Genomic DNA, 22,227 nt, shown 5'->3' with positions numbered 1-22,227 from the left:
AAATGAAGAGAGGCTTTTTTATCCTTCCCAAATTACATTGGATAATGGTTGAAAAAATTGACTTTCTGATTATTGGTGGGGGAATTGCTGGTCTTTCAACTGCACTTGAACTACAACGTTTTGGACAAGTTTTAATTTTAACTAAAAAAAAGCAAATTGATTCCAATACATATTATGCTGCTGGGGGAATTGCAGCTTCTGGACCTTGGAGTGATGATTTTGAGGGTCACGTTAAAGATACTTTGATCGCAGGCGATGGATTATGTAATAAAGAAGTTGTTCGTAAAATTATTCAAAAAGGAACAGAAAGGGTGAAGGCTTTAATCAATTGGGGTATGAAATTTGACAAAAAAGAGGGAGGCATTTTAGATCTTGGTCGAGAAGGTGGGCATCATTCACGTAGAATTTTGCATTATGAAGATTTAACTGGGCGTGAAGTTCTCCTTACTTTAGTAAATCAAATTAAGAAATATCCAAACGTAGAACTCCGAGAAAATCAAGTGGCAATAAACTTAATTGAAATTAATGGAAAATGTGTAGGTGTCTATGTTCTTAATAATGAAACAAATAAAATATATGCAATTCAAGCAAAAGCCACTATTTTAGCAACAGGGGGTATCGGAAAAGTATACCTTTATACGAGTAATCCAGATGTGGCTTCAGGAGATGGAATTGCTATGGCTTCCAGAATTGGAGCAGAAATCGTAAATATGGAAATGGTTCAATTCCATCCTACATGTTTATATCATCCTTTGGCAAAGAATGCTCTCATCACTGAAGCAATAAGAGGAGAAGGTGCAATTTTAACAGATTTGAAAGGAAATCGTTTTATGGAGAAAATTCATCCTTTAAAAGAATTGGCACCTCGGGATATTGTTGCGCGAGCAATTGATACCGTCCTAAAAGAAACTGGTGATGATTATGTTTTGCTTGATATATCATTTAAAGAGCCTGAATATTTAAAAAGCCGATTTCCTGGAGTATATGAAACATGTTTAAAGTTTGATATTGATATTACCAAAGAACCCATACCTGTAGTTCCAGCTGCTCACTATATTTGTGGAGGTATTAAAGCTACCATTTTTGGGAAAACTAATGTTCCTGATCTTTTTGCAGTTGGGGAATGTGCATGTACAGGATTTCATGGGGCAAATAGGTTAGCCAGCAATTCTCTTTTAGAGGGTTTGGTATGTGGTTATGAATGTGGAAAATATGTTGGAGAAAAATATTCTAAAAGAAATTTTCCTCCTTATCAGATTCAAGAGTGGTCAGAAGAAGGAATAACAGACTCTAAAGAAGCTTTTGTAATTACTTTTAATTGGAATGAAATCCGACACATTATGCAGAATTATGCTTCTATTATACGTTCTACTAGTTATTTATTGAGAGCCCGTCATAGAATTTCTTTGATTCATGAAGAAGTAGATAATTATTATTGGAATTTTAAAATAACAAGCGACTTAATTGAGTTACGAAATTTATTAACAGTTGCAAGGTTGATTGTTGAAAGCGCTTTAGCCAGAAAGGAAAGTCGTGGAGCTCACTATACGCTAGATTACCCAAATAAAGCATCCATTATTAAAGATACTGTAATTAAAAGGTACTGGTGAAATTCCAAAAATCTTTTTCATGTGGATTCAATCTTTTTTCCTTCTTTTTTACAATATACAGATTCCTTTGGATTTTCTTTAGTGCTATATGTCTAACTGGTTGAACATTTGCATCTCTACCTAACGATTCAAGTGCAAAGCTGCTTATAGCAGATAATGCATTACTATTTTCGACCGCATGAATGATGGCTGTATTATTATGAAGTTCCAATCCTGTTTGAATTTTAGAACTATACTTGAATTCTCGGAAAAAGATTTCCCGAGTGGCAGAACCTAATTCTCGGATTACCCATGGATACTTAAGCAAATTAGAAAAAACTTGAGGATAATCGATTTTATTTCTTATTTTTTGTAATGAACTGAAAATAGGATGATTTTTTTTGGCTATAATTAGAATCTCATCTTGCCCAATTTCCTTATAATCTATTTCTGAAAGATTAACATGATCCAAATTTCCTACTGCACAAAAATTTGTTTTGCCATTCAAAAGCTCGCTAATAGAACATTTTGTATTTGAAATATGAATTTGAAAAATCAGATTTGGATATTTATTCTGAAAATGCATAAACAATTTAGGAAGAAGATATTCTCCAGGAATGGAAGAAGAGGCGATTGTAATATTAATTTGGGGCGTTTTATTTGCTTCTTGAATTTTTAACTGCAATTCTAAAAGTTGCTCTTCCAGTTTTTCTGAAAATTCTTTCACAATTAATCCCTCTGGATTAATGCTAAGATATCTGGAAGTCCGGGTTAATAATTCTAAATTTCCAAGTGCATGCTCTAAATCTTTCAATCTATGGGAAATTGCTCCTTGTGTAATCCCTAAATTTTTTGCAGTTTTGGAAAAAGATCTCGTTTTGATGAGTTCATTTAGAGTTAAAAAGTGTTCAATTCGAAGAGATCGAATTGGATTTAATAAGGAAGGTGAAGAACTCATAATTTTTAGTGTTTTCAATTACTATAAAAATTTTTCATATATTCATTAATTTTTTTCATAGTTCATTGTTTTTTTTCTATCTATTAAAACATTCAATAGGTTCATTTCGTTTGATATCTAACTTTTTAAAGAATAAAATATTGAGAAATGATATGGAGAATGAATCTAAGTCTAATAATTTAATAAAAATGGTTCGCTCGCCTATATTTTTAGGAGTGATTATTGGTTTTTTAGCTGCTTTGTTGCAATCTCTTCTATATTCTGCTGGAGGTCCTGAAGCATACGGTTTTTGTGTTGCATGTCACACGAGAGATATGGTTAATGATTTAATCAACTCAATATTTGGAACATCATTGGTTGTTGCACCTTTTTCTGCAGCTGCATTTGCACCGGCTTTAAGTATTATTGGTGTGATGATCGGAGCATTCATTGCTGCAAAAACTAATAAAGAATTCCGTTTGAAAAAGGCGAGCTTTAAAGGGGGCTTATTATATTTCTTTAGTGGAATCTTAGTTTTGATATTTGCGCTTCTTCTTGGAGGATGTCCCTATCGAGCCGCTTTAAGATTTGCATATGGAGATATGGTCGCATTCATAGGTATTTTAGCAATAGCTTTAGGTGTTTTTGTAGGAACTCGAATTGTCTTGTTGCAAATGAAAAAACAAATCGAGGAGGAAGAAAAATAATGATATTACAAAGTATTTTCACAGGAACTGCAGTATTGATTTTAGTTCCAATTTTGACTCTTATATTGGGCGTTATCATTGGTTATTTGGCACAACAATCTGGTTTCTGCTCCATTGGTGGAATGAGGGATTTATTTTTATTTAAGCAGACAAGATTATTTTTTGGTTATTTAGCATTAATTGCTTCTGCTTTCGTAAGTTATTTCATCTTTTCGCTGATTATTGAAACTGCATTTCCTAATTTCTATTGGGCTGCTGAAAAAGGGCTCTTTACTCCAATTCCAGGAGCACCTGGAGGATTGGAAAACTGGGCATATATAATCTTAGCGATTATTGGCGGTTTTGGAATGGGTTTGTTGGGTGTTATGTTGGGGGGATGTCCTTTAAGGCAAATCGTCATGGGATTTGAAGGTAGTGTCAAATCTCTTCTCTTCATCTTAGGCATGATGGTTGGCGCTGTACTATTTCATTTATTCATTGCCAGTTGGGTTGTTTCCCTTTTTTAATATTTTTTTTATTTTTTATACTACAAGTGTTAAAATACAATAGGAGTCGAAGCATATATATGACAAATCATGAATTAGATATTACTGGAAAAGTATGTCCATTTTGCCTTTTAATTGTTAAACAAAAATTAGAAGAAATTTCTGCAGGTGATTTTCTCATTGTGAAATGTGATCATCCACCTGCAGCAACCAAAACTATTCCTCGAGCTATGGAGAAAGCTAACTATCCTGTCAAATTGAAGAAGTTACTGCCAGGTTTATGGGAATTAACTATTGAAAAAAAATAGCCTTCCTATTCTCTTTTTTATTAAAATGTCTTTTTGGAGGAGTAAATATGCCGAATTCGTTTTTTTTATTTTCTGATTACATATCTCTGGTTAGAATGAAGTTAATTCTTTCTTTGACAAATGAAAATCAATCAAAAGATAAGTTAGAATTGCATTTTTATATTACAGGTGAAGCACTCTTTTCTTTTTTCAACCCAGAAATTATAGATATTATAAAGAAATTTAAGAAAAACAAAAATAATTTACTATTCTGGGTGATTGATGGATGGGAATCTCAATTACGTGGATTGGATTGTAGAAAAATACATAAATTTATTGGATCTAATGAATTTTTTGAAAATATTGATGTAATAGGGAAATCTCCTTATGACTTCTGGGAACATCTTATTTCTCAGAATTATTCCTTTTTAAATTATGAATCAAGCAAATTATCTATAATTCTTCATAACATCGGTTTTCTTCAATTGGAAGGACCATACATGAGTCGCTCATCTGTCTATTGCATTCGATTTCTAAAAGCTGCAGCAAATTTGAACAAGAATACTGAACTATATGCTTATTTAGATGGTTTGCATATGTTTCATTCCAACCAAAATCCTTCAGAATTTGAGAACATAGGAAACCTTTTAACAAAACTCGCTGAATATTCAAATAGGGATGAATATTATCTAAAAATGAGGGGATGTTCTCGGTGTGCAATAGCTCGAGGATATTGTATGATGAATTCTGATGGATCCTACTCACCTATCAATATGATTGATTCTGTAGAAATTGTTAACCTAAATGAAATAATTGAAAGGTTTAAGCATCTCTTTCCTATTTTTTCTGCTAATTCTGGAATGATTTATTTTCCAATAATGAAGTCAAATTCCAAAACATTCACATTCGATGCATCTTACTCCCTTTTAATTGTGATTTCTCACTCTCCTTACCATTCTGAATGGGCATTTGGTGGTATATCTTTTGCAATTGCATGTGCAAATAACGGAATTTTAACAAAGGTGTTATTTCAAGATAAAGGTCTTCTTGCATTTATTGGAAGTACTTATACAGATGAGGATTTCCATGAACATGTTTTTAATATTAAGGAAATTATTGATGCGACCTATGATATGGAGAATTTAAAATATTATACCTATTTTAATTCTAATTTAATTAACAAATCTAATATTCGAGAAAATATCGAAGGTATAGGCAGTATTGATGGTTTACCAGGTGTTCAAATTTTAGATGATAATAATCTGCATGAAATCTTTTCTATATCTGAAAATGATAATCAAATTCATATTGGTATGCGTATTTTTTTTTTCTGACAAATTATAAGAATAAATCTTAATACTTTATTACATGAGAGAAAAAAATATGGACGTTGAACCTCAAATCGATGATTATAGCAATTTAACCTGCACAAATCTTATGATTAAACTGAAAATTCTCACAAAAAAGCTGAAATCGGGCGATTATATTGAATTCTATTCTACTAGGGAGCAATTGGCCAATATTCAAAAACCTTTTTCTAAAAATCGTTTTAAAATTCAATCAAACAAAATAAATTCTAATCTTTTTCACATAATGATCATACATGAATGATATAATCAATCTTTCAGTGCGAATTAGTGCGAATTAGTTTTTTTCTTCAATCAACAAAAAATTAATTTTGTTCTCAAAGGAAGGGATAATTATTACAAATTTAGTATCAATCGATAAAATTCAGCAAATTTTTTCCCACAATCAGCGATACTACATTCTTTTTTCTCTTGTGGGGATTTCACATGAATATTTATATATGGTTCACAAATTTGAACCAATTTACGCTTTATTTTTTGGAAATAGTTTTTCTTTATTTTTAGAGAAATTTGATCTCACTAAAAATGCCTGTTTTGAATGTGAACTCGGGACACGAATTCTCGGTGGAATCTCCTTTGATCAAGGAGAACAAGTGGAATTCAACCTCAATCGCGACTTTGCAAATCAAATTTTAATACACTTAAAAGAAAAAGTGTTGAAAGAATATCATCAGTATTTCAAATTGTTTAAATAAAGACATTTCTGTTGTTTTAGTATTTACCCTTGAAATAGTTAGGCAGAAATTTTAAATTATATTTATGTTTGTTCAGAGTACAAATATAACAACGGTGAATTTTTTGAAATCCAGTAAAGAGATATATGATGAAGCTACCCGTACGTTTCAACAATTTAGGGAATTTAACGCACCTGCAATGAAAGGTTTTCTCAAGTATGTTCATGCTACTAATCGAGATGGGGCTTTAAGTGCAAAAATAAAGCAAATTATATTGATGTCTGTTGCTTTAGCGAAACGTTGCGAATGGTGTATCGTTTATCATACAAAAAAAGCATTAGAATTGGGCGCCAGTCGAGAAGAATTGATGGAAGCTTGTTTAACTACCAGTGTAATGGATGGGGGCCCTGCAATGATGCATACCCAAATTGTAATGAATACAATAGATGAATTTCAAGCAGAACAAGAATTAATCATTAATAGAATTCAGCAAGAAGAGTGATCACTTATAATTTTTTTTTACAGAATTTTCCAATCGATTGGGATTAACCCATTTTCTTTTAGGTAAGTGTTTGTTTTAGAAAAAGGTTTAGAACCAAAGAATCCACGATATGCTGCAAGTGGACTTGGATGGGGGCTTTCGATAATTAAATGCTCAGGATTTGTAAGTATTTTTCGATATTTACGTGCATTGTTTCCCCATAATATAAAAACACAATGTTTTTTCTTCTGAGAAACTAAAGTGAGGACTTCTTTTGTAAGTATTTTCCAACCAATTGATTGGTGGGAGTTCGATTTTCCTTCTTCAACCGTCAACGCTGTATTTAATAACAAAACTCCTTGTTGCGCCCAATGTTCTAGATTACCATGCGGTGCATCATTTCCAATATCTGATTTTAATTCTTTGAAGATATTTTTTAACGTTGGTGGAATATCTTGCGTGGTTTTTGGAATTGAAAATGCCAATCCATGAGCATGCTGAGGACTAGGGTAAGGATCTTGACCTAATAACACAACCTTAACCTTCTCAAAAGGAGTAAGAATAAAAGCATTGAATATATTATCATGTGTTGGTAGTATAGATTTTCCTTGATTTTGTTCAATTTGTAAGAATTTTTCTATTCTCTCATATGTGTCAGAAGAAAAAAACGGAACCAGTCGTTTCCAATTTTCCATAATTAAAAAAGAATTATTTTTTAGCAAAAATTTTTTCTCTTTTTGTGCATTCACCATCTCAGTTGGTGTTCATGCGATTTAAACAGTTACTTCAAGCAAAATTAAGCGAAAAAGGAGTTATTCCTAAAGAACTGTTGGATTTTGTTCCTAGAGGCTTTCAAGATTTAAATCATCGCATAATATTAAAATTACATCCAAAAATTGAACCATATGCAGCACAAATTGCGGAGTATATACCTCAAATTTTACAAAATGTTGAAGCAATTTGGAATCGGAAAGGCGAAATCGAAGGACAATACCGAAAACCTGCAGGATTGGTTCATTTATGGGGAGACCATTCTACAGAAGTAATTATTATAGAAAATAATGTTCGTTATAAATTTGATTTTACAAAAATAATGTTTGCCAAAGGAAATGCGACTGAACGAAATCGAGTTCCTAAAAAAGTCCAAGAAGGAGAGATTATAATTGATATGTTTACAGGTATTGGTTATTTTTCATTAGGTATGGCAAAAACACGACGTCCGAAAATAATATACTCTATAGAATGGAATCCAACTGCTTTTCACTATCTACAAGAAAATATCCGATTAAATAAGGTTTCAGATATTATCAAACCAATTTTTGGAGATTGTCGCGAAATTGTACCAAAACTTGCGAATGAAGGGATTTTTGCCGATAGAATTATTATGGGGCTGCTACCTGCTCCAACAGACGCCATTCCTGCAGCCTTATCTGCAGTTAAACCAGAAGGAACATTAGTCATCTACGAAGGGATAGATAAAAAGGAATCCACACACTTATTTGATGAATTCTCTTCTATTGCTTCAAAATACGGTTATATTTGTGAACTACAAGAGCGGAGAATTGTGAAAAATTATAAACCTCACGAATATCATATAGTTGTCGAGATTTTTGTTATTCCTCAAAATTAGAAAGATATTTTAGCTTCAAAAAAGATAAATAATTTAGCATAATAATAGAAGTGATTATAACCACTATGCCTAAAATTATAGAAAATACTGTGTGCTTTGATTACAGCCATCACAATACTTTAACCATTGAATCTCCTAGTAATGCAGATTTTACTCAATTTCTTTTTTCTTCATCTTTTAGATTAGGAAAAATCCAAGCAGGTTTTACAAATATTAAGAAATTAGAAAAATATAGATTAGTGGTTATTGGTGGACCCAGAGAATCAAAATTTAGTTCAGATGAGATCAAGGTATTAGTAGAATATGTTCGTAAAGGTGGTAATCTATTAATTTTCCATGATGAAGGTGGTGATTTTGGAACTAATTCAAATTTATCAGAATTAACTCAATTTTTTGGTTTTAAATATAAAAATAATATATTATTTGATTCAGTTCACTTTCAAAGACAAGAATCAAGAGTTATTATTAGTGATTTTGAACCTCATCCTACTACTCAAAATATCTCTTCTATTGTACTTTCAAGTGCATGTTCAATTGAAATCGATCAATTAATAGCTGCTGATCAAAATATAGATGTAATACCTCTTGCACAAACAAGTATTAATGCCTATAGTACTGAATGGATAGATGGGGAGTGGGTTGAAGATGTTGATGCATGGAAATCAATCATGGCAATTTACTCTAAAGTCTATAAAGGTCGTGTGATAGGATTACCTACTGTATCTATGCTCTCTTCTCTTTCTTCAGCTTATGGTTTTTTTGCTTTAAATAACCAAGATTTTATTGCAAATATCTTTAAATGGTTGCTAGAACCGCCTGATACTGAAAAACATGTATCTCGCGACCATAAACTCATTACTGTTCCATTAAAACATCATTTACTTTTATGGATTGAAACTCTTGTTCAAAAAAATGAATGGAGAGATGTGGCCGATTTTATTAATTATAGTATTGAATATTTTAAAGATCATTATGAGGAAATTAAAATTACTAAGCAGCAAGAACGAGAATCTCTTTTAAATGAAAGACGTAAACAACTTGAAATTTTAGCTCAGATTCCAGATATTGAAGAACGAATTAAAAAAGCACGAAAAATGGAACAAGAAATAATATTATTAAAAAATTCTGAAATAAGCGAAGAAATCATTTCTGATTTACGAGAACTTATGCATAGATTAGGAGAAATATCCGAAGGGAAAGTAGGTGGTGATTTTACATCAGATGAAATTAAGAAAAAAATTCACCAACAAGGGTTGTTACATAGCAGAATTCTCTCAGGTGAAGAATTTGATGAAGAATTGAATTCAATTCCAATTCAAGAAATTGGAAATTTATCAAGTAAAGAAATAATTGAAAAACTCATTTTAAAAAATATGAAAATATCTGTTAGGAATATTCCAAAGATTACAGATATTGATGATTCTCCTGTGAAAGTTCAGACAGATGGTAAATCTATCGCATTAGAAATTGAAGGTGAAAGTTTAGATGATATTTTAGCTCGATTGCGTAGCCCAGATAATTTTTCTGAAAAAATAATTGAATCAACAAAAGAAGCTAAATAAATTCATCAATATTTTTTTCGATAAATTTGACCACACCCATATTATTTGAGCTTTCAGTAATGACATCTGCAATTTCCTTTATTTCAGGTTGTGCATCTTCAACAGCCACACTAAGTCCAGCCATTTTCATAAGTTCAAGATCATTAATATTATCCCCAAATACAACAAAATCTTCAAGTTTGTATCGGAACATCATGGCTAATTCTTTCATCATATTTCCTTTTCCCGCTTTAGGTCCATTAATTTCTAACCAAAACCATTCTCCCTTAATATTTAGTTTTTTATAGCCAACATCTTCAATAAATACTATTTTTATTTGATCAGGAAATTCTTGTAGAATTTTTTGATAAAAAGGGAAAAGATCATCTTTTTGGGCATGAAATTGGAGACTAACAATATCTTGCGAAATTAAACTATCAATTTGATCTTGAGTTAGATATTTAATACCTTTTTTTCCCCATGTCCCCTTTTCCATTCTAATTTTTCTTTTTGTTTGGTCAAAACTAATCATAACAATAGGTTTTAACTTTAGCATTTCACTCCAAGAAAAAATCGTTGAAAAAATTTCTCGTGGTATAGTGGTGATTTTAGAAAATTCACCTGTTTTTAAATTTCCTAACAAAGCTCCATTATTTAGTATTACAGGATATTTTAAATATACACCAGCTAACACCTTTTTTGCTTTTTTTAGGTCTCGACCAGTGGCAATGGAAAACTGAAGACCAGAATCAATTAATTTGTTCAATCTAGTCAAATTTTCAAAACTTAAGCCATTTGGTTTGTCTAATAAGGTTCCATCAAGATCACTTAACACAAATTTTTTTTTCACAAGAAAAAAAAGAAAAAATATTTAATGAATTTCATGAATTAATATGAAATCGTAAAATAATTAAAAAACTGAAGCATTTCTATTTTATTTTTGATAATAGGCAATTTCGTCAAGTTCACGTGGTCCAACGTATGTAATATATCCATATTGAGATCCTAATTCATAAGAATTTCTGATGTAGACTGGAAAAGTGGGATATTCAATATTAAGAACAAAGCAACCTTTTTCTAAGAATAAAGCTAAATTGGAGGTTGTTTCATTGAGTGTATTTGCTGAATTTCTTCTGTTTCCTGTAAAAAATACGTCTTCCCTTCCAATACCATCTACTGCATCCAAGTAATTAGCAAAATTACCTAAATATTCACCATTTTGTGGGACAATTAAAAATTCGGAGTTAATCGCTTTACAATATGAAGATAAATTCGTCACAAAATCAACCATCCTTTCTGCGGCATCTTCTATGCCTTGTTCTTCATAATATTCAAAAGCATCAATAATATCTAAATAAGCTCCATTAAATCCAATATTAATTATTTGATCTAAATATGAAGTATTTGTTCCAAAAATAAGTTTTTGCCATGTAGGATCCCAATATCTTACTTTGTAATTGCCTTCCCAATCAGGATTTTCTTGATCCAGCCATGATGGTGCACCATCATCTGGAATTCCATCTTCATCTGCATCCCATGAAGCATTCCAATATGGGCGATAAGATTCAGCTTCTCCGATCGAGATATAACAAAGAACAATTCGTTCTTGATTTTCACTTAAAGTTTCTTTTAGATTGCTGATTTGTTCTGTACTCCACGGATTTTCATCAAAATACATATCAATAACAAAAAGATCATATTCTGTATCACTCATTTGTGTAATTGCATCATCTGCTGAATTATACTTGTTATATTGAAGTAAATAGCAGAAATCGTTCACGTTTTGACCGTTAATGGTAAAGCTAGCTTGTGATATTTGCGATTTGGGTGTAAAAATATCAAAAAGATATATATAAGTCCCAGCTCCGCCCAAGATAATTAATATTAATAATAAAAATATCATTTTTCCCAATTTTTTCATAATATTGAATATTTTATCAAAAAATTCTAAAAATCTTTACTTTTCTTCTAAATTAAATAATTTTTTATCAGTATGCTTATAGCTCCTAAATATTATCTTTTTTTATTTTCAGTACTTTCAATATCTATGGATAAAAAAGGAAGCATAATCTCGTGTAAAGATGAAAATTTCCGAGTTGAAATGCTTCATAAAATGTTCGATACAATTAAGGGATATTCTCTACTTTTAGAACAATTGCAACCAGATCCTAAAAATTATCAGTTCAATTCATCTGAAATTCGAAAACCTTATGCTTTTAAAACTCTAATTGCTACAATTTTATCCGTAAGAAGCCGTGATGAAACGACTATTAAGGTGATTGAAAATCTTTGGCAATATTATTCAACACCTAAAGATCTTGCAGATGCTCCAATTGAACACATTGAACAATTAATACACAGTAGCGGAACATACAAACAAAAAGCTAAAAGAATAAAAGAAACTTCTCGAATTATTCATGAAAAATATAATGATAAAGTGCCAGATGAACTTTCTCAATTAGTTCAATTACCAGGAGTAGGGAGAAAGGTTGCAAATTGCGTTTTAGTTGTCTCTTTCAATAAACCTGCAATTCCTGTTGACACACATGTGCACAGAATTGCAAATAGGATCGGTTGGGTCGAAACAAAAACTCCAGAAAAAACAGAGCGTGCTTTGGAAAGACTATTTCCAAAAGAAGAATGGATGCGAATTAATTATACTATGGTGAGTTTTGGGAAAAAAATTTGCAAGCCGATTAATCCTCTATGTGATATCTGCCCAATTGAAAAGAATTGTAAAAAAAAAATTCAAAAAAAGAATTCAGAAATTTCAAAAACCAAAAAAAGAACCAAAATTAAGCGTTAATCAAAAATTTTAAGCGATAATAAGGTTATTTAATCTTTTTTTTTATTTCTTCATAGGGTATCAACATTTCTCTTTCAGAAAGTGGTATATTTTTCAAATTTTCTATGATTTCATTAACTTTCGAATAATATTCCATCTTCTCTTTTCTTTGTTCTTGTGTTATTAAGCGTTGCATATATTCTCGTTTTAAAGTTTTAGGGATATCACTGATTAATTTGCTAATTTCATCCGGATTGATTATATATTTTGAATTTTCTCCAATTTTTAATACATAATCGCGAGACAAATGCCATATGTTTTTTGTCAAATCGTTGGTGAATAATGATACTTTCAAAATCATCATTGTTTCGCTCATTTTATCCATAAAGAATTCATGTTCCACTTGTAAATTCTTTATATTCTCTCGATTAAGGAATTTTTTCTCAAAAGGTTTAATTTTATTGTATATACTTTCGATAATATTTAAGATCGATTGTAAATAACGAGAAACCATGATTGCTTCTTCTTTAAAAGCAGATAAAACTTTGTTTTCTGTCCATTGAGCATAAAGACCTGAGATTATATTTAATAATGGTGTAAAAATTTGAGGTTCTGCTTTGATTGCTTCTTCTTCTGTGCTTTTTTGACGTAGAATTGTTTGTAAATCATGTAACATATCTTCAAATTTTCGTAGTAATTTTTGTTTTATATCAAAATCCTCATCTGAAATCTGAGTTTTTTGAGATGAAAATGTTGCAGTAAGGTTCTTAACATGAATTCCTGCTTTTTCACAAGTTTCAACATCTTGCAATGGAATGGATGCTTGAAAACCTTCAGCAAAAAGATCTGCGGTAATATCATTAACACCTCTTATCATTTTATCAAAAAATTCGTCGAAATTTATTAATGAATTTCTGATATCGGTAAAAATCTCTTTGTAATAACTCCATTTAGGAATTATTGAATTCATCATCATTTTAATTCGTCCATTTCTTGTCAGCTCTTCAAATCCAGGCGCTTCTTCCAAGCTTCCAATAAATTTCATATCTTTTGATAGTTTTGGAAGAACCAATAAGAAATTGAAGAAATTTTGAATTTTTTCTTCGCTAATTGCTAATTGAAGAGATTTAATCTTTTCTAAAATTTTTGTTTGTAAATCTCTAATATCTTTTTCCAATTCATGCAAAATTTCGAAATCTTTCGACAATCTACCTTGTAAAAGAATGACTTTCGTTGATGTACCTAATTTTTCGAGTATTTTGTTCAAATATGGAGTATACTTTTCAGAATACTTTGTACTTGATAACATTGTAAGCATACTCATGGTATAAGCCAATAGACCATCATATTTTCGAAAAATTGAATCAATTAAAGCTCCTTCTACTTGTTCTGAAAGAAGTAATTCTTTAATATTGGTCTGTTTAATTTTTTTAGCACCTTTCGTTTCATCTTCTAAATCAACCTGGAAAATATAACTAAGTAATTCATTCCAAGAGTTTACTGCACAAAATTCTTTGTATTCTTCAAATGCATGATCTAAAACATATTGAACGATGCTTTCAATTGTTGTAAGACTCTGATTTTGATTCTTTTTAATAGGACGTAATTCTTTTTGAAGGTTTTCAAATTTTTCTTTGGAGAGAATAATTTGCTTTGGGTTAAAATCTGAATAATTTCCTTCATCTTCAGAAAGTGTTAGAATAAGAATTTTTCCTAAATTGAATAAACATTGAAGTTTATAAAAAATCTCAGGACGTGGATCTTCCACAGCCATATGAGAAATACCCCTTGCGAATATTTGACCTAAAATGTGAATTTGATCTAGCACTATTAAAATATCTTGAATGGGGGATATTATATCTTCAGTATTTTCCCAATTTTCTCCAAATACTTCAGCTAATACTTGAGATGCAAATTGTTGAATTGAAAGATTTGTCAATTGTGAATAAAAAGTATAAATTCTTCTTTTTAATTGTTTGAGTCTTATATTAAACATCTGTGTATCTCCCTCTATTATGAAGCGAACCTTCAAAATAAATCTTCTTTGTATATTCCAATTGTTACTAGTAGGAGATATATTGACTTTTAAAAAAAAAAAAGCATTACGATATTATTTCATTATTATGTAATTTTTTTTAATGTTTTTTTTAATTTGCCATTACTTTGAGCAATTTGGTTTAATAATAATCTTTGATCTGTAGATAATTCTTCTCCATATCTTTTTTTTAGTTCCAAAAGTGCATTATGAATTGTACTTACATTTCGTTGAAATTCTTCTTTAAGTTCTTCATTCATTTGATATTTTTCAGTTTTTATAAAAGTAGAACTCAAGTTTATAGTTTTTTGGATTTCTTTTCCAGCAATTTTAAGTTTATACCCTCTACGTAAAAGTGCTCTCTTAATTGATTCAATTAGAACAGTTCGCTGTGTGGGTTTTTCTAAATAATCATAAGCACCTAGTTTAATTGCTTGCATTGCTGTTTCTAAATTAGGTTCACCTGTAACAAAAATAATTGCAGAAGAAATTTCCATCTTATCTTGAAGTTTGGCTATTAAAGATAAGCCATTCATTTCTGGTAATATTATATCTACCAAAATTAGATCGAAATTAAGATTTTCCACTGCTTCTTGTGCGCTAGAATAATCAAATGCTGTTTCACAGTAAAAACCTGCTCTTTCTAACATTTTTTTTAATGATTTTCTTAAGGCGATCTCATCATCTATTATTAAAATTTTTCCTTGTTCATGGGTAAGAGAATTAATGTTTGATGCCTTTCCCTTTTTATCTGTCATAATATAATCACTTTTGAGAATGCCTAACTTTCAAGATGAACCTTCTATATATTCTTTGGTATATTATTAATATTTAAGATCTTCTCCTTTTTAGTTTAATTATAAACTGGGAAAATCCAAGATAAATTTTGTTCCTTTAATTTCTTCTTGTGTGAAATTATATGTATCAATATTCTTGGATAATATATCTATATACCCATTATGATTAATCATTATTAGTTTTACTATTGCAAGACTTAATCCAACATGCAATTTTGATTGCGTTTTTATCATTTGGATACAATCAGGCCAATTAATATAAAAAGGATCAAAAAGATTATCTATTTGATCTTGGTTTATTCCAATTCCATTATCTGAAATTTCAATACGATAATATCTTCTTTTATTTACGATGAATTCTTTTAAGTCAACTTCAATAATACCTTTATTTTTTAAATTTCCTTTTAATTCTATTGCCTTTATTGCATTTTCAATAAGTGAATCAATAACAAATTGAAGTTGTTTAAAATTACCATAAATCAAAGCTGATTTCAAATCTATATTTTTTTTAATTTCAAATAGATTTGAATATTCCTTTTTCGTATATTTATCTAAAGTCTGATTTAATACTTCAATTAAATTAGTACTTTTTCTGAAATGAATTTCTTTAGCAACTTCAGAAAAAAAACGAACATGCTTTAAAACTTCATTTATCCGATAACCTAGTGTAACACTTTCTTTAAGCTGTGGAAGTAAAGACTCTTGGATATTTTTTGAGATTTTTGAGATTTTTGAGATATTTTCTCTTGTGTTTTGTAAATTTTCAGAGATTTCTTTGATATCTTCGATAGATATAGATAAAAGCGATAATAGACCCATCAAGGGGTTATTAATCTGATGATTTAATCTCTCAATAATTGTACCAATAGAAGCAAATTTCTCTGCAGTATTCAATTCTTTTTTTGTTTTATATAGCAATTTTTCTTTTTTCAACAAAGCAATATTTTTTTGATTCAGTTCAAAATTAATTTTATTTACTTTTTCTTGCAATATACGTTCTTCTGATAAGTCTTTTCCTGTAAGTAGAATGGATTCAATTACTTCTTGTTGGTTATATACAGGTATTAATGATAAATTAATTCTAGCATTCAAATTTCTCGTTGAATTCTTTTTACTTTTTTTCTTTTTGAATAAAATTTCATGATTAAATATTGATTCACCCTTTCGAGCTTTTGAAAAAAGATTATAGAATTTTTCTTCATTTTCTCCTTCTTTCAAGGGTAATTTTACAGCCATAACCTCATTTGATGAAAATCCTAGTATTTCCTCTGCAGATCGATTCCATAATTTAATTTTTCCATTCAAATCTGTATTAATGATAATATCTGGAGTAGAGTTAATTAAAAGATCCATAAAGTTGGTTGTTTCTTTATTTAGTATTGATATATTTTCCAATTTTTGATATAGATATGCATTTAATATTGCAATTCCAATCTGTGATAAAATTATTGGGAAATCTTTTAGTTCTTCTTCAGTAAATCTTTCTGAACGATTTATAAAATAGAAGCATACTGTTGCAAGAATTAGCCCATCTTGAATATTTATTTTTCCTCCTATTGCGAATTGAAAGCCTGCTTCCTTTAAAGGGGGAAATGCATCCATATTTTTTGAGTAATTTGTTAACTGGATATATTTCTTTGAGGATTCTCGTAAAATTCTTCCATCTAATCCTCCTGTATCTGGAGTTAATAATGTTCCTTTAAGTGGAATTTGCGCAGGGATATTTATCAAAGTATTAAATACACCTAACCCCGATTTCCATAAAACAATTGTGGCTGAATTGGCTTGAAGTAGTTCAGAACTTTTAGAAAGGATTCTTTCCAATATCTCTGTGGGTTTTTTTGTTTCTAAAATTTGAAATAATAACTGGTTTACATCTTTTCTTCCAATTTCTGCAAACTGAGAATTTGCTTTATTTTCTGAATTTTCCATGAAATTCCCCCAAAAAAAATATTGAACGAAATATACCTTTGTTCGTTTCCCTCTTGTAATAAATATTCTAGGATCTTATATTTTCTTATATATTTTTAAATTTTGGTGCTTCATTAACATTAAAGGAGAACAAGTTCTATGGCATCAATTTATAAAAATGTTGAAAGTATTGGAATAGTATGCATGGATAACACCACTCTAAGTCCTGTTGCAGCATATCTTTTTCGTGATTTAGCGATTAAATCAAGAAACCCTAAAATTCGGAAAATTCGATTTTTTGATGCAGGATATAAAAGAACCCATCATTCTGTTTCTAATTCAGCTAAAGGATTTTTACAACAAAGAGGATTTGGAACAACCGATATGATGGAAACACATCGAGTTAATAAAAATTGGTTAGTAACGAAAGATATTATTTTTGTTATGGATAGATTTCTGCAACGTGATTTGCTTTATGATTTTTTTCCGACAAAAGTTGAGGAAATGAAAAAGAAAATTCTAATTCTTAATGAAGCTGCTGGAATCGATGAACGAATCAGAGATACAAGTGAAGATTTCTATATTGATGTTACACCTACGTTTTTACTTATTGAACGTTGTTGCATTCAAATAATAAAAATAATTGAAAGAGAGAATAGATAGAAGCAAAAATTTTTTTCTATTCCATCTTTTTTTCACTAGTGTGTGCTTCTATTCAAGATCTCTGGGATTATCATATTCATTCAAAACGTTGTGGACATGCAGTTGGAAAATTGCAAGAATATGTTCAACAAGCCATAAAAATAGGATTGCAAGAAATAGGGCTGTCAGATCATTTTCCGATGTTTTTTTTACCAAAAGAAGCAAATGCAGAACAATTTGCGATGCCAAGAGATCAGTTTGCTGAGTATCTCGAAGAATGCAGAATTCTACAATCTAAATATTCTGATAAAATTCAAATTAAAATAGCTTCTGAAGTGGATTACTATCCTGATCAGCACGTTCTTTCACAATTATACTCTGAACTAAAAAAATATGAATCTAAACTTGATTATCTCATCGGATCTATTCATATAATAAAAATTGATGATGAAATTCCTTTTCCAGTCGATTCTCCTGATATTATGGAAAAATTTCAAAAATATGGAGAAGAAACGATTTTTTCGGAGTATTATAAGAATTTGATTAAAATGGTTAAAACTGGTGTATTTCAAATTGTTGGTCACTGCGATCTTCCTAAAAAATACGGAACATATTTAGGAAGATCAGAAGCAATTTGGGATCTTAAAATGAAATTCTTAAATGAGGTGAAAAGAACTGGTGAGATGGCTGTAGAAATAAATCATTCAGGATTATATCGACCAGTTAAGGAGCAATATCCCCATGATGAAATGATTAAAGCATGTATTGAACGAGAAATTCCACTTGTTTTTGGATCTGATGCTCACCGCTCTTCATATGTAGGATATCATTTCGAAGAAACCTTAAAAAAATGTATTAATTTTGCAAATTCTCTTCAAAAACCACTTATTATGGCAAAATTTACTCAAAAGATAATAAAACGTGAAAATTTAAATCAATTTTAAATTTATTTTTTACGAACTACATTTTTGAGTTGTGTATTCCTTTATTATTACCTTTTAATTTTTTAGTTATGCATTCTTAGTAATTATAATGTTCTTTAACCGAAATCCCACGAAAAAAATAGTTCAGAAAATTATACCTAATCTATATTATTTTGCTGAATTTCCAATGCTCGATTGTAATATGTACGTTCTGCTAGATGAATCTTCTGGAAAATTTTGTTTGATTGATACAGGTAATGGGAAATCATTTAATGGTTTTAAAAAGAGCATACATGAAATTGGATTGAATATGGAGAACCTCACTTCAATAATCATCACTCATGAACATTTAGATCATATCTTAGGACTTTATTCTATTCTTAAAGAAATTGATATATCTTTGCTAAATATTTATGTTGCTCCTTTTACCAATCAAATTCTTGAGCAAGGTAATGAACAATTAATATGTCCACGCGAACTAGGAATAAGTGCTGATGTATTTGAAGTTAAAATAAGACCTCTGACGAATTTAATTGAAGTTCATGAAGGAAATACAATTAGTTTCGGTTCATTTAATCTTGAGGTGTTAGAAACACCAGGACATAGCATAGGTTCAATTACGTTATTTGATAAGTCACATAAAATTCTTTTCCCGGGTGATGTTGTTTTTCCTCAAGGAAGTTTTGGTCGATACGATTTTCCAGGTGGAGACCTCCAAAAATTGAAATTATCTATAAAACGACTTTCAGATCTTCAAGTCGAAATTCTCTGTTCTGGACATATGTCCCCCGTTCTTCAAAATACTGCTTCACAAATTCAGCTTTCACTTCGTAATATTTCTTCATTAACATATTAACTTGATCTATTACATTATAATAGTGGGAAAAAATAATATACATAAACAATCTATATCAACATAACAAATTAATTCCATTTTACATTGAGAATTTTCTAGTTGGAGATCAGAAATCAACATGGCAATATTAGAATTGGCAATTTCTTACCAAGGTGAACCCTTACTCGAAAAACAATTTTATTCCACATCAAATGTCTTAGATAAAAATATTCGAAATTCTCTTTTACAAACTATTTCTGGAGTAGTTACTGAAGCATTTGGCGAAGAAATTCAAAGTTTTTCACTTGGTAAATACACCATTACAGTAATAACTCATAATATTGCGGATTCTACAGATGTTGAAACCAATTCAAAGCCCAATTCAAATGTAGATCATTCTTCTTTAGAACCTCTTTTAATGTACTGCATTGTTGATCAAAACAGTGATGACAAAACAGTTTTAAAAACTATGAGAGAAGCATTGTTTCAATTTTCAAATCGTTATAGTATCTATGATATTACTCATAAAAAAATAAAAAAATTCAAGAAATTCGATAAGCGTTTGGATAAAATTTTTGGGGATCTAATTTTGAAAAGCGAAGATCGCTTCAAATCATTATTTTAATTAAAGAAAGGGGGATGCTCCCAGTGAGTTCCAATTTAACTGCGGAAGCAAAGCTGGCTTACAGTGAATTTTTAGATGCAAAGACCCTTGATGATAAGATCGAGCGATTAGAACGGTTTCTTTCCCTTGTTCCAAAGCATAAAGCTACTGAACGTATAGTAGCATTGAATAAAACGCGCCTTTCAAAATTGAAAGCCGAACGAGAAGATAAAATACGGCGACGAAAGGCTTTAGCAGCAGCTGTTGAAGATCCATTCGTAATCAAAAAAGAACCACAGTCTGTTCAAATTATGTTGGTCAGTGATTACTTTGATCAAGATATGGGTGCAGGAAAATCCACTTTTTTAAAAAATATGACTGGAGTGTCTCACCTTGTTCCAGGTGTATTTACAGCTGAACCTGTTGTTGGAATTTACGAATGGAAAAAAATTAAATTTCAAATTGTCGAAGAACCTGCTTTACACGATTCCCAGTATTTATCTCGTGTGATTGCTGGCTTGAAAGTAACTGATATAATTGCTTTAATGGTTGATTTATCTCGGGATCCTCTAAAACAAATGGAGAATATTTTAAAACACCTTCATCAACACCATCTTTATTTAAATCGAGAAGCTCCAAAAGTAAAAATAGAAAAAACTGGTGCTGGAGGAATACAAATCTTTTTAATGACAAAAGATGCAAAGAAGAACGAAAATAATATTCCATTTATAAAAGAAATGGTTCAAGCATCAGGAATCAGTCATGCAACTGTAAAAATTTATCAAGAACTCTCTATTGATGAAATAGAAATGGCTTTTAATCGCTCTTCAAAATATAAACCCGCTTTAATAATTGCTAGTAAAGCAGATCTACCAAATACTAAAGAGAATTTTAACAAATTGCAAATGTATTATGGAAAAGGAACAAAATATGAATATTCTATTTATCCCATTGCTTTTATTTATGATAAATCTCGTGATGAAATTGTGAAAAAAGGATTAAACTCTTTTGAAGAAGATATTCTTCGAAAATTGAAATTAATTCGAATATACACAAAATCTAAGAAGGGGATTGCAGATAAACCTTTAATTGTTCCAAAATCAAGCACAGTTGGAGAAGTTGCTATAAAAATTCATAAAGATTTATATAATGGATTTAAATTTGCTTATATATATCGAACTCGCTCTGATGGACAAGAAACGCGTATTCGAGCAGGTATGAATTTTGTTTTAAATGAATTTGATATTATCGAAATTTTTTCTAAAATTTAAGAGTATTCATGAATAAAGGAATAGTATTGTAAAAATTAATAGGAAATGATATGTTTTTTTTAATCAATTAAATATTTACAGAACGAAATTTCTTTATTATAATAAACACCAAATTGTGAATTACATGGTGATATATAAAGCAATGATGGAAAACTTGAATGAGAATATCCGTTATCAATTCAAAATCATCCTTTTAGGCGAAGGTGGTGTGGGTAAAACATGCATTACTAATAGATTTTGTTATTCAGAGTTTCTTGACACAAAACTCACTATCGGATTAAGTTTTAATAGTTATTCTATTCTTGCAGAAGAAAACGGTGAAAAAATTCGAATAGGGTTGTCTATTTGGGATTTTGGCGGTCAGGAGCGTTTTCGCCCGCTTCTTCCACAATTTATTTCAGGAGCGAATGGTGTAATATGGGTCTATGATATGAATGCTTTTCATTCATTAATCCGATTAGAAGAAAAATGGTTACCACTATTACGTGCAAATTCTGACAATATTCCTTCTATTTTAGTAGGTGCAAAATATGATATAATTAAAGAAAATCAAAAAATTGATCCTAACATTGTTGAGAATATTCGAAAAAAATTAGGTGCAAATAGTGCTTATGAGACATCTTCAAAAACTGGTTATAACACAAGCCTTATTTTTAAAGAAATTGTAAAATTGCTTCTTTCTAAACCTCCATATATAAAACGGAATATAAAAATATTATAATAGAT

24 protein-coding genes are annotated in these 22,227 nt (G+C 30.1%); 17 read left to right on the top strand and 7 right to left on the bottom strand.

Annotated elements, in window-relative coordinates; genetic code table 11:
- Positions 1-44: 44 nt before the first annotated feature.
- Positions 45-1,610 carry an L-aspartate oxidase gene (gene nadB, locus ACXLDF_RS08230; protein WP_457558029.1) on the top strand — a complete coding sequence of 522 codons (1,566 nt, stop codon included), beginning with the start codon at positions 45-47 and terminating at the stop codon, positions 1,608-1,610.
- Here nadB and ACXLDF_RS08225 read toward each other — a convergent pair.
- Positions 1,594-2,547 carry a LysR substrate-binding domain-containing protein gene (locus ACXLDF_RS08225; protein ID WP_457558028.1) on the bottom strand — a complete coding sequence of 318 codons (954 nt, stop codon included), beginning with the start codon at positions 2,545-2,547 and terminating at the stop codon, positions 1,594-1,596. The genes nadB and ACXLDF_RS08225 overlap by 17 nt on opposite strands.
- 8 nt (positions 2,548-2,555) lie before the next feature.
- On the opposite strand from ACXLDF_RS08225, the gene ACXLDF_RS08220 reads away from it, so the two are divergent.
- From ACXLDF_RS08220 to ACXLDF_RS08190, 7 genes are all read left to right on the top strand, one after another.
- Positions 2,556-3,233 carry a YeeE/YedE thiosulfate transporter family protein gene (locus tag ACXLDF_RS08220; RefSeq protein ID WP_457558027.1) on the top strand — a complete coding sequence of 226 codons (678 nt, stop codon included), beginning with the start codon at positions 2,556-2,558 and terminating at the stop codon, positions 3,231-3,233.
- Positions 3,233-3,739 (top strand): YeeE/YedE thiosulfate transporter family protein, encoded by a 507-nt coding sequence (locus ACXLDF_RS08215; protein WP_457558026.1) that lies wholly within the window; start codon positions 3,233-3,235, stop codon positions 3,737-3,739. The genes ACXLDF_RS08220 and ACXLDF_RS08215 overlap by 1 nt, the downstream gene beginning before the upstream one ends.
- Before the next feature lie 59 nt (positions 3,740-3,798).
- On the top strand, positions 3,799-4,026 hold the full coding sequence (locus tag ACXLDF_RS08210; RefSeq protein ID WP_457558025.1) for a sulfurtransferase TusA family protein: 228 nt from the start codon (positions 3,799-3,801) through the stop codon (positions 4,024-4,026).
- 47 nt (positions 4,027-4,073) lie between these two features.
- Positions 4,074-5,339: a DsrE family protein gene (locus tag ACXLDF_RS08205; RefSeq protein ID WP_457558024.1), complete on the top strand. Its 1,266-nt coding sequence runs from the start codon at positions 4,074-4,076 to the stop codon at positions 5,337-5,339.
- Positions 5,340-5,388: 49 nt separating this feature from the next.
- Positions 5,389-5,616 (top strand): hypothetical protein, encoded by a 228-nt coding sequence (locus ACXLDF_RS08200; protein ID WP_457558023.1) that lies wholly within the window; start codon positions 5,389-5,391, stop codon positions 5,614-5,616.
- A gap of 67 nt (positions 5,617-5,683) precedes the next feature.
- Positions 5,684-6,067 (top strand): hypothetical protein, encoded by a 384-nt coding sequence (locus ACXLDF_RS08195; RefSeq protein ID WP_457558022.1) that lies wholly within the window; start codon positions 5,684-5,686, stop codon positions 6,065-6,067.
- Positions 6,068-6,170: 103 nt separating this feature from the next.
- Positions 6,171-6,548 carry a carboxymuconolactone decarboxylase family protein gene (locus ACXLDF_RS08190; RefSeq protein WP_457558021.1) on the top strand — a complete coding sequence of 126 codons (378 nt, stop codon included), beginning with the start codon at positions 6,171-6,173 and terminating at the stop codon, positions 6,546-6,548.
- 17 nt (positions 6,549-6,565) lie between these two features.
- On the opposite strand, the gene ACXLDF_RS08185 is transcribed toward ACXLDF_RS08190, so the two are convergent.
- Entirely contained in the window at positions 6,566-7,222 is a 657-nt protein-coding gene (locus tag ACXLDF_RS08185) for a uracil-DNA glycosylase (RefSeq protein WP_457558020.1), read from the bottom strand.
- A gap of 44 nt (positions 7,223-7,266) precedes the next feature.
- Here ACXLDF_RS08185 and ACXLDF_RS08180 point away from each other — a divergent pair, with 44 nt between their 5' ends.
- Together ACXLDF_RS08180 and ACXLDF_RS08175 are read left to right on the top strand one after the other, a co-directional pair.
- Positions 7,267-8,157 carry a class I SAM-dependent methyltransferase gene (locus tag ACXLDF_RS08180; protein ID WP_457558019.1) on the top strand — a complete coding sequence of 297 codons (891 nt, stop codon included), beginning with the start codon at positions 7,267-7,269 and terminating at the stop codon, positions 8,155-8,157.
- Positions 8,158-8,222: 65 nt separating this feature from the next.
- Entirely contained in the window at positions 8,223-9,719 is a 1,497-nt protein-coding gene (locus ACXLDF_RS08175) for a Gldg family protein (protein WP_457558018.1), read from the top strand.
- On the opposite strand, the gene ACXLDF_RS08170 is transcribed toward ACXLDF_RS08175, so the two are convergent.
- On the bottom strand, positions 9,712-10,548 hold the full coding sequence (locus ACXLDF_RS08170) for an HAD family hydrolase (RefSeq protein ID WP_457558017.1): 837 nt from the start codon (positions 10,546-10,548) through the stop codon (positions 9,712-9,714). The two genes, ACXLDF_RS08175 and ACXLDF_RS08170, sit on opposite strands and share 8 nt — an antisense overlap.
- A gap of 84 nt (positions 10,549-10,632) precedes the next feature.
- Positions 10,633-11,619 (bottom strand): MJ1477/TM1410 family putative glycoside hydrolase, encoded by a 987-nt coding sequence (locus ACXLDF_RS08165; protein ID WP_457558016.1) that lies wholly within the window; start codon positions 11,617-11,619, stop codon positions 10,633-10,635.
- Between the two features lie 126 nt (positions 11,620-11,745).
- Here ACXLDF_RS08165 and ACXLDF_RS08160 point away from each other — a divergent pair, with 126 nt between their 5' ends.
- The gene (locus ACXLDF_RS08160) at positions 11,746-12,504 is read left to right on the top strand and encodes an endonuclease III domain-containing protein (RefSeq protein WP_457558015.1); all 759 of its coding nucleotides are present in this window, start codon (positions 11,746-11,748) and stop codon (positions 12,502-12,504) included.
- 25 nt (positions 12,505-12,529) lie between these two features.
- On the opposite strand, the gene ACXLDF_RS08155 is transcribed toward ACXLDF_RS08160, so the two are convergent.
- The 3 genes from ACXLDF_RS08155 to ACXLDF_RS08145 form a co-directional block, all read right to left on the bottom strand.
- Positions 12,530-14,479, bottom strand: coding sequence for a hypothetical protein (locus ACXLDF_RS08155; RefSeq protein WP_457558014.1), 1,950 nt, complete (start codon positions 14,477-14,479; stop codon positions 12,530-12,532).
- Positions 14,480-14,604: 125 nt separating this feature from the next.
- A complete protein-coding gene (locus ACXLDF_RS08150; protein ID WP_457558013.1) occupies positions 14,605-15,276 on the bottom strand; it encodes a response regulator in 672 nt (223 codons plus the stop codon).
- A gap of 99 nt (positions 15,277-15,375) precedes the next feature.
- A complete protein-coding gene (locus ACXLDF_RS08145; RefSeq protein ID WP_457558012.1) occupies positions 15,376-17,247 on the bottom strand; it encodes an ATP-binding protein in 1,872 nt (623 codons plus the stop codon).
- Positions 17,248-17,385: 138 nt separating this feature from the next.
- On the opposite strand from ACXLDF_RS08145, the gene ACXLDF_RS08140 reads away from it, so the two are divergent.
- From ACXLDF_RS08140 to ACXLDF_RS08115, 6 genes are all read left to right on the top strand, one after another.
- Positions 17,386-17,889: an arsenate reductase/protein-tyrosine-phosphatase family protein gene (locus ACXLDF_RS08140; RefSeq protein WP_457558011.1), complete on the top strand. Its 504-nt coding sequence runs from the start codon at positions 17,386-17,388 to the stop codon at positions 17,887-17,889.
- A 38-nt stretch (positions 17,890-17,927) separates the two neighbouring features.
- Positions 17,928-18,812 carry a histidinol-phosphatase HisJ gene (hisJ, locus tag ACXLDF_RS08135; protein ID WP_457558010.1) on the top strand — a complete coding sequence of 295 codons (885 nt, stop codon included), beginning with the start codon at positions 17,928-17,930 and terminating at the stop codon, positions 18,810-18,812.
- 88 nt (positions 18,813-18,900) lie between these two features.
- Positions 18,901-19,647: an MBL fold metallo-hydrolase gene (locus ACXLDF_RS08130; RefSeq protein ID WP_457558009.1), complete on the top strand. Its 747-nt coding sequence runs from the start codon at positions 18,901-18,903 to the stop codon at positions 19,645-19,647.
- Between the two features lie 118 nt (positions 19,648-19,765).
- Complete coding sequence (locus ACXLDF_RS08125) at positions 19,766-20,251, top strand: hypothetical protein (protein WP_457558008.1); 486 nt, start codon at positions 19,766-19,768, stop codon at positions 20,249-20,251.
- A 23-nt stretch (positions 20,252-20,274) separates the two neighbouring features.
- The gene (locus ACXLDF_RS08120) at positions 20,275-21,501 is read left to right on the top strand and encodes a TGS domain-containing protein (RefSeq protein ID WP_457558007.1); all 1,227 of its coding nucleotides are present in this window, start codon (positions 20,275-20,277) and stop codon (positions 21,499-21,501) included.
- Between the two features lie 124 nt (positions 21,502-21,625).
- Positions 21,626-22,222, top strand: a complete 597-nt coding sequence (locus tag ACXLDF_RS08115; protein ID WP_457558006.1) for a Rab family GTPase — start codon at positions 21,626-21,628, stop codon at positions 22,220-22,222.
- Positions 22,223-22,227: the final 5 nt, after the last annotated feature.

The organism is Candidatus Harpocratesius sp. (assembly GCF_054039255.1).
Note: the sequence above shows the minus strand (reverse complement) of the source record. Positions and strands in the feature narration are given on the sequence as shown.